The organism is Streptomyces sp. NPDC111606 (assembly GCF_055656945.1).
In genome coordinates this window covers 392,008-405,446 of the sequence record NZ_JBVKBY010000010.1, presented here as the reverse complement: position 1 = coordinate 405,446, position 13,439 = coordinate 392,008, and the positions used below count along the sequence as shown (strand labels likewise).

Here is a 13,439-nt window from a genome sequence, read left to right as displayed (position 1 = left end):
CTGCCTCAGCGGATCCGCGAACCGGCTGAGCCGACGGGGCCCGCGTCCCAGAAGCGGTCTTCCTCCGCGTCGGCGGCGTACCCGAAGTCCCACAGGCACACCAAGCTCCGGTCCTCGACCGCCGCTTCCACTTTTGCGACAACACTCGACAGGAACCACGGCAGGGTCGGTTGTCCCGCGGACCACAGATCGGCGAACTGCCGTCCGGTGTCCTCTCGTAGCAGCAGGTCCGTCATGGGACGGGTGCACACGACCAGCAGTTCCCGAGGCAGGGTCTCCACCAGAGCCGAGGCCACGGCGGTGTTGCCCGGCAGCGGGCCGGCCGTCTCACCAGGAGCGTCAGCGGCGGCAAACACCTGCTCCCAGCGTCCCTTGCGCAGCCGCAACACGGACCCGTCGCCGACGCCGAACACGAGATGGGTCCGGGACTGCCGGTCATCCAGCGGCGTCAGCACGGCGGTCAGCCCGGTCGCGGTGGCGCGCTCCGCAGGCGAGTCGTCCAAGGCGATCCACCCGCGCTGCTTGCCCTCAACCTCGACGGCGCGGCCGACATTGGCCAGGGTGAGGCTCAACGCTGCCTGGGCTGATGGCGGAACGGGGCCGGGTGCCAGGCCGTCCAATGCCTCGGCCAGGAAGTCCGCGTTCCGCGCCACCTGGGTCTCCAGCGCCCGGCAAGCGTGTGCCGCCGCGGACTGCGACCACGCCCCGTCGGGCGCCCCGGCCGCAACCGTGCTCAGCAGGTGGCGTCGGCCCTGGGCGGTGGGCATCCGCAGCAGTACGGCATCGCGGCGGTGCTGCCGTTCCCTTCGGTGCCGGTCTCCGCATGTCGACACGGCTCGGACGACCACCGCTCCCAGATCCGCACCATCGATCACGCTGTCGGCCACAGCGTCAGCGCTCAGTGAAGGGTGCTGGGCCATTGCCGGCAACATGTCACGGATGTTCGACAGCGGCTGGGCGGATGTGCCACCGGGATCGATCAGACTGCGAATGCGGTCGAGCTGTGCCCGGACGCCCGGATGGCTCATCTGGGCGCTGTCGTGCGGCAGCGCGCGCTGCTCCGCCTTCTTGCGGAGGGACGCTTCCTCTTCCGCCACCCGCTGCGCCTCGTTTCGATGCGAGCGGAGTTCGGCGATGTCCTCGGTGAGCCGCTTGTGGCGCTTGCGTAGGCTCTCGTAGTTGGTCGCCAGTTTGTCGTGGCGTTCGGCGAGTTTGTCCCGGGCGGTCGTCAACCGACCGCGTTCGCTCGCCAGGCGGTCCCGCTCCGCCGCGAATTCATCCCGGTCCCGCGCGAACTCTTCACGTTCTGTCAGGGCCTCGGCCAGCGAGTTCTCGAACAGCGCCACTCTGGCGTGCGCCGCATCAAGGTCCCGGAGCGCTTCATCGGTCTCGGCCCGGGCGCGCCATAGATCGTGGGCGGCGTCCGTTGGCGGTAGCGCCGCTCTCAAGCGATCGATTTCGTTCCGCAACTGGGTGCGTTCCCAGCCGAAGGCGTGGCGCAGACGCCAGAGCAGGGCCAGGGCTCCTGCCAGAAGTGCGCCGAAAACAGCGAGCAGGACGTTCACAACCGTCATCTTGTCCTCCCGGAGACGCTCGGCCGGAGGACGGCCGTACCGAGCCCGTTCTCATCTGAGTCGCGGCGGTGCACCAGGGCGTGAAGCACCCACTGGACCAGCGGGGCCGAGGGCTGCGTGCTCCCCGGGAAGTTCTCCCGGCCGGTGAAATGCTGCGCCCGGTCACGATCCATGAACTTCATGTCCTCGTGCGACACGAAGTCGTACCCGTGGCGCGATGCGGATCGGGCCAGATCGGCCCAGGGTGCGATGCGCCATTGCCACCACCAGCTGTCCAGAGCGGCGACGGTGGGCCGCAACACCGAACCGATCAGAGCGTCGAGCTCGTACTCCGCTCGGAAGGTGCCTTCCGTCATGAACCTGCGCAGCCGCTCCTCCAACAGTGTGGTGAAGTAGTTCTCGTCGACGGGGCCGGCGACCGTGCCCTTCCAGCACAGCACCAGCATTGAGTCGAGCGCGGTCAGCCGCAGGATCTGGCCGGCCCTCACTGCCCACAGCCGCCACCGTTCGTGCCGCGGATCCGGCTCGCTCGTGCGGACCGCAGCGGCCAGAGTGGGTGGCAGCGAAGCAGGCAGCTCCCCTTCTGTGTTGGGCCGGATGGCGAGCCGCTCCTCCGTGCAGTGACCTGGCAGGGCCGGGATGATGATGCTCGGGTCCACGGAGGGTGCGGCCGCGCCCCATTCGGACGCGAACCGGAAATCGTCCTTGGAAGCCGAGCGAGCCGTCTGCCAGAAGTCGGTGCGCCATCGGTCCCTCTGCTCGGCCGGAAGATGCAGCAGGGCGAGGTGCGCCGCGCACCAGATCTCCTGGACCGTCGTCGGCTTTGTGATCCCGGGCCAGCCCTTCGGCTTCAGCTGTGGGATCGCCGAGTCCAGCCAGGGCTTGGTGTGAGGGTCCCCGTACAGACTCATGTACCGTTCGGCCAGCGTCTCCCGCAGATGCTCCCTACGGTCGGCCGGCAGCGGCGGACGGGTGGGCTTGGGCGATGCGGCGGGGCGTCGGGCCGCGCTCACCGTTTGCGGGGCAGGGCCGCCCTCGATCGGAGGGAGGCTCGCTCGTTGCCCGACAGGCTCGGGATCGTTCGCCCGGTTCGCGTGGACCTTGTCGGCATCGCCCGCAGGAAAGGCCTCCGCCGTGTCGCCGTCCTCGCGACGCACGTCGGCCTCGGTCGGGAACTCCCGTGTCAGGTTTGCCAGTTCGGTCGTTTTGGCCGATTGGTCGCCGCGGGGCGTTACGCGGCCCAACCGGTGGGCGAGCAGACCTGCGGCGCTATGGGCGTCGTAGGCCAGCACCTGGGCGCGCTCAGGATCGGAGCTGAGTCGTTCGTCGTGCAATTGGGCCGCCATACGGGCGCAAAAGGCCCGCAGGGCGTCGACGAGCACGTCCCGGCTCACGGACGGCAGGTCCGCCAACTCCAGCACGGCGGCCGAGAGGGAGGCGACGAGACTGCCGACATCCGCCAAGCCGCCCGGGTCCTTGTCCTGTTGCCCAACCGGAGGCGCCGCGGCGAGTGCTCCGGTGTCGTCCATCAGTGCTCCCCCGTCAAGGGATTCCAGAGGTCGTTGAAGTCGGGGCGGCCCTCATCCATCCGGCGCCGATAGACCCGCCCGGGGAACCGCTCCACTTCCAGCAGGTGTCTCGTCTCGGCGAAGGGCACCGCACCGCGGAACACCCGGAGGTGGCCGCGGGCGTCGAGGGTCGCCATGTGGAGGCGTTGCGGGCCGTTGGAGGCGGCGTCCAGGACCGCCAGGGACTCCAGCCTTCTCGTGTTGCCGCTGCCGTCGTCGAGGTGGAACTCGTACTGCCGTCCGATGGGCGGTACGGGAATCACGGCCCGCCGTCCCGGGATGGTGCGCTGGGTGCCGTCGCGGTCCGGGTGGAAGACGTCCGGGAAGTATTCCTCCTCGGAGGATCCGGCTCCCGGCCGGGGGAAGACTTCGACGAGCGCGCCGCCGGCATCCGGGACGCACAGGCGTCCGGGCAGGCGGCAGCGACTGACGTCGGGGTCGAAATAGGCCTCGGGGATGAGGTCGGCGAGCGGGACGTGGTGGCTTTCGGAGTCGACGTAGTAGTGAGGCGTGCCGGAGCAGATCAGGATCTGCGGCACCAGTTGCTGATCCACCTCGATCAAGTACTTGGCGCGGCGGCCGCTCCAGACCGGTGCCGAGAGGTCCAGCCGGTCCCGGGCCGCGGCCAGCGCAAGGTCGAAACTCCCCCACTGAATGGACCGGGACGAGGAGGTGAACCGGTGCAGTTCGAGCAGCTCGGGCAGTTCGTTCCAGTGGCGCGAGCGGATGCCGCGTGTGCCCACCTCATCCAGCTCGACGAAGGGTTCCCCGGCTCGCAGCAGGACGAGCCGGCGACCTGCCTGGCCCAGTGGCCCGAGGTCACAGGGCAGGCTGGCGAACAGGCCGTGAGTGACGATGTCCAATTCGCTGAGGTTCTGCTGCTTCGCGGCGGCGGCCACGCCCGCGCGCTTGCTGATGGCGTGGGCCCACGCCGCACCGAGTGAGGTGGCCTGTTTGGCCGCGAACCCGGTCTCGATCGCCAACGCGGTGGGGTTCCAGCCGAACTTGCGCCGAGAGCCCGCGTCCGTACGCGTCAGGACGTCCGCGATGGTCTCCTGGACCATGGGCATGCTGCTGGTCCGACCGGAGATGACCACTTGATCGAGCACCGGCGGGAGCACGGCGCTCGGTCCCGTCCCGGCGGCTCTGGCATGCACGTCCCACTCGCGTTCGAAGGTGCTGCGCACCAGATCGGCTCCCATCTCCGCGGCCCTTTCCAGTACTGGTCGCATGAGCCGACGGAACTGTCCGGGATCGAGAGGCAGATCACCGGTGGGATTGCTCAGCGGCACTTCCGCGCTCTGCACCACCTCATGCACGTCGTCCTTGCGCAGCACCGGGGGCTCGGCGGGGTCGGCGGCTCCCATCAGGCACTTGGTCCGCTCCGCCAGTTGCCACAACGCGTGGAACCGGTCCCTGGCGAGCTGGGGCTGCAGGGTGGAGGCGTCATAGCTTGTCGGGATGCAGCGGTCGAGCACCTCCTTGATCTCCGCACCCACCACGGTTTCCAGTTGTCGCCCGGCCTGTTCGGCGACCTGGGCCGCCAGCGATCTGCGGTTCGGCGGTGTGCCGCCGGGGGTTTCCAGGAGGGCATCGACGAGCACGGCCTTGAGCCAGTAGAAGACCTGGAGTGTGAGGAGGTCTCCGCCCAGCTGCTCGTGCCCCGTGGAGCCGAGCAGCATCGGCTCCAGGCGGTAGCGCCTGCCCTGGAACGCCGGGTCTCCCCCTGGCCGTTCCGGTGTGACGTCGGTGAGGACCAGCCTGAGCAGGGCGATGTCCGTGGTTCCGCCGCCGATGTCGATGACCAGCATGGTGCGATGCCAGGTCGCGGGCAGCACGGGAACCTGGCGCCGGCCGGCGGCCTCGTCGTCCGCACCCGCGCCGGGCTGAGCCGGCAGCATCCGTACCACGCGGCGGGAGCGGGCGCGCAGTGCCTCCAACCCCAGGTTGAGATTTCCCGACAGTTCACGCATGACGAAGAACAGACCGGCGGCAAGCCCTTCGTCGTAGTCCATCACCACCACTTGGGCGTTCAGCGCCTTCTTCACCAAGGTCAGCAGCCGGTCCTTGACCTCCGGCAGGGCGGTGGTCGGAGAGGTGACGACGACGGTCTGCACGGTGCTGCTGTCGGTGGCCGAGTCTCTGGTCAACTCCTCTGCAGCAGAGACGAGTTGCAGATACATGTGCTGCGTGAGGTGGATCGCGCTGAGGTCCGAGCCGGGGACGTCGCCCGGCCTCAGCCGCATGACCTGACGCTTGAGACCGGTGATCGCCGCGGGGGCGTCGACGAGTTGGAAACGGCGCCGCTCGGGGGCTACGGCGGGACCGTCGGAGTCGTCTTCGAGCAGCGCGCTCGCGGGCGCGTAGGTGAGTTCGGCGTTCTTCCCCTGGAACTGGACCGGACGCAGTGAGTGCATGCGCAGCGGCGGTGTGTCGGTCACCCGGGAGTAGCCGTGGTGCAGCCGGGGGATGAGCCACTCGCGCAGTTCCGCGTCGCCGTGCTGGCGGATCTGCTCGATCGCCAGGAGGAGGGCGTCCACCGCGCCCGGGCTCTCCTCGCGTATCAGGTCCAGGGCATCGCGTCCGCTGACGGTCTCTCCCGAACCCAGGCGCACCGGAGCGGCCATCAGGTTCTCGACCGCTGCCCGATACGGGGCGGGCCATTCGGGCCGCGGGTCGAGCAACTCGCCGAGCATCGTGCCGAGAGCCTTACCCTGGGCGGGATCAACCGGGAATTGAGTGACCTTGGCCGCGCTTTGAAGAGTGACGGTCGAGGCGGTGGTGCCGAAGTCGACCACCACGAACTCCTGGAAGTGCCTGTCGGACTGCTTGCGCAGCGTCAGGAACTCCGGGAGCGACGAATCCTCATCTGCGGCGGTGTGCTCGGGTTCCTCGTCCGGCGGGCGGAATTCCAGCAACACGGTCCCCTGGGCGATGTCGCGGCCGGCCTTGCTCTGGTAGTCCAGCTCCCAGGTCACATCGAGGCGCAGCGGGAGACCGTTCGTCCATGCCCCGTTCCGCTGTGTGGCGGCGCCGTGCAGCAGGAAGGAGGTGTCGACGCAGCTGTCCCTGGCCAGCACCGTGTCGGCCAGGATGTGTTTGGTCGACGAGTGCGCGGGCAGCCACGCCGCCCGCACCGCCTGCTCCAACCGGGGTGGCAGGACCGAACCGTCGCCCGGGCGCATCGTCAGTCGGCCGGGAAGCGTGGTGTTGAAGTAGGGGTTGTCGTGGGCGGCGGCCAGACACAGGGTGACGACGGGCAGTGGGTAGCGACCGTCCTGGGCATGGAGTACGAACTCCCGGGAACCTCGGGCGCGGACATAGGGTGACTTCGAGCCGTCCGCGGCATTCGGTACGCCGAACGAGAGCACCAGCTCGGGCATCAGGCTTTCCTCCAAGTCCTCATCAGCACATCGATGGGCTGATTGCCACGATCGTCAGCGTGCCCCGGTCCGTCCCCTGGGCCGTCTGCCGAGTCGTCGCCTTGGGATGCGTGCCGGGTGCCGGCAGCGCGGCCGCGCGGCGAGCGGATGTCGTGCTCGGCCAGCACCCACTGCGCCGTCTTCTCGTAGAAGGTGTGCAGCACGTCGACCCGACCGGTCAGCAGTCGGTTGAGGCGCTCGGTGACGACGACGGCCGCCGCGTCGGCCGTGTACTGCCGCAACTGCGTCACGATGAGCGGATGGCGTTCTTGGCGCTCGGTCATGAACTCGCCCTCCGGCATGGCGTGGTGCCAGGGGAGCGCGTGGTCGGCAAGTCCCGGGAAGCGGTCAGCCGGGTCCTCCCGGGGGCCGCTGTCCACGTCGTGCTGGCGCCGCTGGTCCTCGATCACCTCCGCGGGGTGCAGCGCGGTCCACAGTTGCGTCAGCCGGTTCTCGACCTCTTCCGGATCGCCGAGGTGGCTCAGATAGACGTCGTTCAGCAGGGACAGCGTGCCCGGCTCCTCGAACCAGGAACGCAGTTCGTCGAACTGGGCCTCCCACCTCTCCTGCCATGCATCGAGCCAGGTGTCCAGCCGCTCCCTGTCCTGTTCCGCATGGCCCTTCACCAGGGCCACGAACCGCGTGATGTAACCCTTCGTCGTGTCGGTCGAACGGACCCCGGTGGACGGGGCGGTGGCGCCTCGGCCGGGCAACGCTTTGCGGAACTCACCGGTAGGGCGTGGAGGTGCGCTGCGCGACACCAGTCCGTTCTCGTCGTTCCGTGCCCGTTGCAGCAGCAGGTCCCACTCGCCCCACTCGTACACCGCCTGCCGTACCTCTGCCGCGGCACCGGCCAGGCTCAGCGGCGGCGGTGTGGCGGCGACGTCCTGCGGAACGGTGGCGCGCAGTTCGTCGAGCTCCGCCACAAGGGTGGTCAGCAGGGCGCGGTACTGGCTCAGCCGCTCGGTCAGTTCGCTGAACTCCGCGGAGGTGGCGACGGTGGGCCCCGCCTCCTGGCGGACCTGGTACTGCAGAGCGCGCAGCGCGTCCCAGAGCTTGCGCCGGGAGCGTTCGGCCAGCTCCTCCTTCAGAGCCACACCGTTCGCTCTCAGATGGTCCTCCACCAGCCCGTGCAGTTTCCGCACGCCGCCGTCGTCGGCGACCGCGCGCAGCCGGTCCGCCCAGTGACCGAGTGGGTCCTGGGACTGGAAGCGGTCGGCCAGCGCGATCCACCCTGCGCTGTCGCCCCGTTCGTCGCGTGCGTCCAGAGCTCGCTGGGCGTCGTCGATCCGCGCCTGGGAACTCGGCGACAGAGCGGCGTAGGGCAGTCCGTAGCGGTGGATCGCGGTGATCGCGGAGGTCAGCACCACCGCTTCTTCGCGGCCGTGGACGAACTTGTCGGAGTGGACGTGGATGGCGTTCAACTCGTCCGAGGACTGCAGCAGTTCAGCGGTGTCCACGGCGGTCTCCGGAACGCTGGGCACCGGGACCTGGTCGAAGAAGGACGCGGCGACCAGGGCGGCTTTGCCCAGCACGGCGGTGCTGCGGCCGTCCTGAGTCAGCATCCCCCAGAAGCTCTCGACGCCCTGGGTGCCCGCTCTCCGCGCGTCGAGGACTACGAGGATGGTGTGCACGTCCGCGAGTTCACGACGGCTGAGATGGGTGTCCCGGCCGTACGAGCCGGCGCCGCCGATGCCGGGAAAGTCGAGGAACTGCACCTCGTGGTCGGCCAGGAGTTCGTTGAGTTCCCAGTGCTCGCGGGAGACGTACACGTCCTGCACGACGCGCTCGATGAGGTCGAAGCTGCGGCTCAGCGCCTCGGTGTCGTTCCTGATTTCGTCCGGGGTGAACGGCTGAACGCGGCGCAGTGGCCTGGCGGCAGGGATGCGTTCTTCCACACCGTGGTCGAGGGCTTCCCGCAGGTGCTTGGCGGGCAGGCGTTGGACCGTACCCAGGACTCCGTCCTGACTCAGCCAGGCGTCTCGTATGCGGCACAGTTCGGCGGCGGCCGCGCGGTGAGTGGACGCGATGCGCAGCGGATCCACGAGCGGGCCCTGCCGTCCGTGGCTGTGTTCCGGCCACAGACAGCCGACCCACTGGTCGAACAGGGTCCATCCCTCCTGGCTGTTGAGCGGGTCCAGGGTGGACAGGACCGCACCGGCACCGAGTTCCGGGTGCTCGTGGTCGAGCCCCTCGGCGAGTTCGTCCAGAATGGTCCGGACGCACTCGCCCAGACGCTTATGCGTGAGGTAGTGGATCTCAGCCGTCGGGTCCGCGTACGTCTGTTGGGGGCGTCCCTCCTCGCCGTCGGCTGGCTGCTGCCGCAGCCGTAGCACCGTGATGTTGCCGGTGGCCTTGCGATTCTCCACCGGCAGCAGGTCGGATCGGCCCAGGAGCGTGCCCAGCAGCAGGGACTTGCCGACAGAAAATTCACCGACGATGCCGAATGTGACAGGTTGGGCCGCTCGCGCGGCCAGCTCCATGGCCAACTCCTGCACTGCGGATCGTTGTTCGGTCGCGTCTGTCTGCTGCTCGCCGAGCATTTTCAGCGTCTCCTTGGCGAACAACCTCATTTCGGGCAGCGTCAACTGATCAGCCATGGCTGCGGATCCCCCTCGCACGAAGAGCGCACGCTGACGCTCTGCCCCCGATGTACAACACGCGGCACCGCTCGCCGCGACGGCGGCGACGACGTGAGGTCACCTATTAGGCCAGAAAGCAGCCCTACGGGAGGCTGCTATATAAAAAGAGGTCAATATCATCTTTTCTCGTGGTCGCAGACAGAGGGCGAGTAGCGCCGCGTGATCCCTCGCGCGCAGCCAGTTGCTTCGGGAGCGGTACCGGTCCAGGCTCCTCGACACTCCGCCCTGCGAACGTCTACGTCACACCGAACCGTGCACGGATCCTCCGCGCCGGAACGTCTGGTCATCGGAGACGAACGTCCTGGCGGCCTTGTCGTGCCAGCACTGGCGCCAGGGTCGGTCCACCAAGCACCACAAGAGGCCTACCACGCCAACGGTCAGCACGTTCAAGCTGATGTGGATCAACGCGCGCTGCACAGCGGGCGCCGGAGCCGGCCTGGTGTGAGACTCGATGTCCAGCACGCGGAGTCCCAGGAGCCGTTTGCCCAGGGTGCGCCCCCAAAGGGCGGTGGGCAGGGCCTCCAGGAGCAGGCCTGTGAGGATCAGGCTCGATGCGAGTACGGCCAGTTGTGCTGCCGTTGTTCCGTCGATCAGCCATACGGTGGCTGTGACGCCGCTCTGCCTGGCCGACGCCACCTTGCCTTGCAGGTGCTGGAACGCGGCCGTGCCCTGTGACACTGCGATGGGCGCGAGCACAACCCCTGCCGCGAGGTAGTCAATCAGCCGAGCAAGGAGCCGCCTGGGCAGTGCGGCCGGGCGCGCCACACCTGCGCCGAGCTCCGCCTCACTGGGGCCGTTTGCTCGTCGTGACTTCGGCAGGACGCGGCTCAGGGCTGCTGTCGCCCCCAAAAGAAGGAGCGCCAGCACGGCCCAGAGCACGACCGGACCGAGGCCCGGCAGCACGTCCGACATCCGGCGGCCGGTCTGGCTTGCTGCACTGTATCTGCGGATCGATTCAGCGCTGACCCCGAGAACCATGACGGAGACAACCACGGGCATCGCCGACAGTACGGCCCTCAAGGTGATCGTGGCGCGGGCGACATGGGTGGCAACGGTGCCGGGTCTCTTGCCCATCAGCGCGGCGGCTTCGTCCTGGCGAAATCCCAGGGCTTTGACCACATAGACGGCCGTCCGCTGCTGGGCAGGCAAGTCGCCGAGGGCTCGCTGCACATCACAGCGTTCCTCGATCGCCGCGGTGGGATCCACCTCTTCGAGGCAACTGACCACCAAGGCCTTGCCGTCCGGGCGGGAACGACGCCGCGCATACGCGAGAACCTCGTTCCTGATCAGCTCATACACATAGGCTCTGGGCTGATGGATGCGTGCAGGATCGCGGTAAGCCTTGGCGAACGCGTTCTGGACGACGTCTTCGGCGCCTACGGCCGACTCAGGCACATCAGCCTCCCGCAGCTTCCTGCGCGCGTACCCGACCAAGGCGCTGCGCTGCTGGGCGTAAAGGCTGTTCAGGCTGCGATATGACTCCGCCGGCGCATCAGCCATGACGTCCCCCCGAACGCTTCGTGTCCTTGCGCTCGCCGCGCTTGGCCCTGATCACCTCGGCCTCGCCGGCCGCACGGTTACGAAAGGCGATGCTGTCCATCATCTTGGCAACACTCGGGACGAGCGCGCCCACAACCATCAAAATCGCCAGCGTCACTTCCATCGCGTTCTCCTTCATCCCGGCGCCCCCCACGGATGAGGAGCGGCTTCTACGGATGAAGAGGGACGAGCGGCCCGTCCTCTTTACACGCGGGGCCAGAACTTTCATCGGCTCCTCCGGAGCGTCAACGACCAGGTGCTGCGCACAGCACGACAGCCCGAGCGCGAAGCCCGGCGGCGAAGCACCGGAAGCAGCGCGTGAACGGGGCAACTGACGTTGGAACGAGATCCTGCAGGAGACGCGGGTCACCCAGACAGGCCTGCAAATCCTCTTCGGATTCCTGCTCAGTGTCGCTTTCACTCCCTTGTTCAGGGAGTTGGAGACGCTGGACCGGGCCATCTACGTCACCACCGTCGTACTCGGCGCGGCGGCTACCGGATCGCTCAGAGAGATGAGCCGACGGGGCCGCGGCCAAGGCCCGCCCTCTGCCCCAGATGCAGGCTCGAGGCTCCATTGGTCTGCTGCCCCTGGCCGTCAACCCGCAATACCGTCAGGAACCGCCCCGCTGAAGGCCCGTTCACCCCAGCACCAATCCGAGACGGCCGGTCCGTACTCTGCGATCCGTACAGCCCTGGCAACCGGAGTCCGCCGGCTCAGATTGAGGGGAGGACGAGCGCGGGGCGGCACGGTGACCATGCGGTCCCACATGGCATCGACGGCCAGCCGGAACCACATATTCCCGCCGGTTCGACTTCGCAGAGGTCATCGGACGGCACCATGACGTATATGCCTCGTCGGTGTGGGACGGCACTAGCCCTGGCCTATCCGGCCTATTCTCGGTCGCTGAAGATTTGGCCGGTCCGGGGAACCCGGATCGAGAGCTGAGCGAGGAGTTGCATGGGTCTGCCCGGAATTCAGTCCTCGTCCCTTCAGACCATCGGCGGAACGCCACTGGTGCGCCTGAGTCGTGTCGTACCCGAGGGGGCGGCTGACATCCTGGTCAAGGTTGAGGGCAGCAACCCCACCGGCAGCTACAAAGATCGCATGGCTCTGGCCATGATCGAGAGCGCGGAACGCCGCGGTACATTGCGCCCGGGGCAGGTCGTCGTGGAGTTCACCGGCGGCAGTACAGGGTCTTCTTTGGCCTTCGTCTGCGCGGTGAAGGGCTATCCGCTGTCAATCGTGACCTCGGACGCGTTCGCACCGGAGAAGCTACGCACCATGCGGGCATTCGGCGCGGACCTGACGGTCGTGCCCAGCGACGAGGGCCGGATCACGCCTGAACTGTTCGTGCGTATGCGCGGTGAAGTCGACCGGATCATCGAGCGCGACGAGGCCTTCTGGACCGATCAGTTCCATAACCTCGACGCCCTCAACGGCTATGCGGAACTCGGTCGCGAAATTCTTCGGCAGACCGGTGGCGACGGTGTCACGGTGGATGTCTTCTGTGCCGCCGTCGGCACCGCCGGAATGTTCGCCGGCGTCAGCACAGCGCTGCGCGAGAGTGGCCAGGTCCGTGCCGTCGCCCTCGAACCGACCTCCTCGCCGATGCTGACCGCCGGTACAGCCGGACCGCACCGGGTGGAAGGAGTCGCCACCGGGATCATCCCGCCGCTGCTTACCGCGGACTCGTTCGACGAAGCCCGCACTGTCGACGAAGAGGAGGCCCGTCGGCTGGCCTTGCCGCTCGCGCGGCAGGAAGGCATCTTCACCGGCACCTCCGGCGCCCTGAACGTCGCAGGCGCGCTTCACCTGGCCGGCGAGATCGGAGAAGGACACATTGTCGTGACGGTCGCCCCAGACACCGGGCTCAAGTACCTCACAGGTGATCTGTTCATCGACTGACAGGACTCTGGCCCTCGCCAGTGGCGATGTCTGCCACGCGATTCCGGGCGAACAACGGGTCGGAGAACACGGGCCGGGCGACGATCAGGTCCTTGAGGCGTCCCAACGGCCGTCTGGTGAGCGGCCCGGCTCGGGCAGCCACTGCGCGGCCGCGACCAACGCGGACCTCGGGGCCGGCGGTGAATGCCACGGCGGCTGCGGTGTGGCCTGGGCCCCGTCGTCGTGCAGTTCGACGACAACGGCACGGCCGACCAGCTGCGGCGCTTCCCTTGACGACGTGACCAGAGGACGCCTTGTCTCAGTGGACGCTGTCCTTACCGGGGTGTTCGGCTGCCGTCGGCACCGGCCGTGAGGAGCCGTCGGTTTGCTGCAATTCGGCCAGCAGTTGGTTTCGCCCGGCCAGGAGCTCGGTCAGGATTCGGCGGGCCGCACGGAGCAGTTCGGCCACGTCGCCGCCGGCGAGTGCATAGCTGACGGTGGAGCCTTCCCGGATCGACACGACGATGCCCGCACGGCGCAGGACGGCCAACTGCTGCGAGAGGCTGGAGGGTTCGATTTCGATATCGGCAAGCAAGTCCCGCACCTGGACCGGGCCGTGCTGCAGCAGTTCCAGCACCCTGATGCGCGCCGGGTGCCCGAGCATACGGAAGAATTCCGCTTTGGCTTGATAAAGGGGAACTTGCATCACGCTCTTCCTGCCGGTCGGGGTGTGCCTCCCATGGCGCGACGGTACCCGAGGGGTCGGCCGCGCCATGGGTTTCCCTGCTCATTCTCATCGGACCGGGCGG

At 68.1% G+C, this 13,439-nt stretch carries 8 protein-coding genes and 1 pseudogene; 2 read left to right on the top strand and 7 right to left on the bottom strand.

Translation table 11 applies throughout. The features are described 5' to 3' along the window. Positions 1-5 precede the first annotated feature (5 nt). The 6 genes from ACZ7M7_RS32835 to ACZ7M7_RS32810 form a co-directional block, all read right to left on the bottom strand. Positions 6-1,574, bottom strand: a complete 1,569-nt coding sequence (locus ACZ7M7_RS32835; RefSeq protein ID WP_472123247.1) for a hypothetical protein — start codon at positions 1,572-1,574, stop codon at positions 6-8. Further along, entirely contained in the window at positions 1,571-3,103 is a 1,533-nt protein-coding gene (locus ACZ7M7_RS32830; RefSeq protein ID WP_472123244.1) for a hypothetical protein, read from the bottom strand. The genes ACZ7M7_RS32835 and ACZ7M7_RS32830 overlap by 4 nt, the downstream gene beginning before the upstream one ends. Further along, the gene (locus ACZ7M7_RS32825; RefSeq protein WP_472123241.1) at positions 3,103-6,525 is read right to left on the bottom strand and encodes an Hsp70 family protein; all 3,423 of its coding nucleotides are present in this window, start codon (positions 6,523-6,525) and stop codon (positions 3,103-3,105) included. Before ACZ7M7_RS32825 ends, ACZ7M7_RS32830 begins: the two co-directional genes overlap by 1 nt. Continuing rightward, positions 6,525-9,164, bottom strand: a complete 2,640-nt coding sequence (locus tag ACZ7M7_RS32820) for a hypothetical protein (protein ID WP_472123239.1) — start codon at positions 9,162-9,164, stop codon at positions 6,525-6,527. Before ACZ7M7_RS32820 ends, ACZ7M7_RS32825 begins: the two co-directional genes overlap by 1 nt. A gap of 282 nt (positions 9,165-9,446) precedes the next feature. Then, entirely contained in the window at positions 9,447-10,706 is a 1,260-nt protein-coding gene (locus tag ACZ7M7_RS32815; RefSeq protein ID WP_472123236.1) for an RDD family protein, read from the bottom strand. Further along, on the bottom strand, positions 10,699-10,869 hold the full coding sequence (locus ACZ7M7_RS32810; RefSeq protein WP_383605256.1) for a hypothetical protein: 171 nt from the start codon (positions 10,867-10,869) through the stop codon (positions 10,699-10,701). The genes ACZ7M7_RS32815 and ACZ7M7_RS32810 overlap by 8 nt, the downstream gene beginning before the upstream one ends. Before the next feature lie 52 nt (positions 10,870-10,921). On the opposite strand from ACZ7M7_RS32810, the pseudogene ACZ7M7_RS32805 reads away from it, so the two are divergent. Together ACZ7M7_RS32805 and ACZ7M7_RS32800 are read left to right on the top strand one after the other, a co-directional pair. Further along, a pseudogene (locus ACZ7M7_RS32805) lies at positions 10,922-11,251 on the top strand (DUF6328 family protein); the annotation flags it as partial. A 452-nt stretch (positions 11,252-11,703) separates the two neighbouring features. Continuing rightward, positions 11,704-12,651: a PLP-dependent cysteine synthase family protein gene (locus ACZ7M7_RS32800; protein WP_472123232.1), complete on the top strand. Its 948-nt coding sequence runs from the start codon at positions 11,704-11,706 to the stop codon at positions 12,649-12,651. 298 nt (positions 12,652-12,949) lie between these two features. Here ACZ7M7_RS32800 and ACZ7M7_RS32795 read toward each other — a convergent pair whose 3' ends face one another. Then, complete coding sequence (locus tag ACZ7M7_RS32795) at positions 12,950-13,336, bottom strand: ArsR/SmtB family transcription factor (protein ID WP_472123230.1); 387 nt, start codon at positions 13,334-13,336, stop codon at positions 12,950-12,952. Positions 13,337-13,439 lie beyond the last annotated feature (103 nt).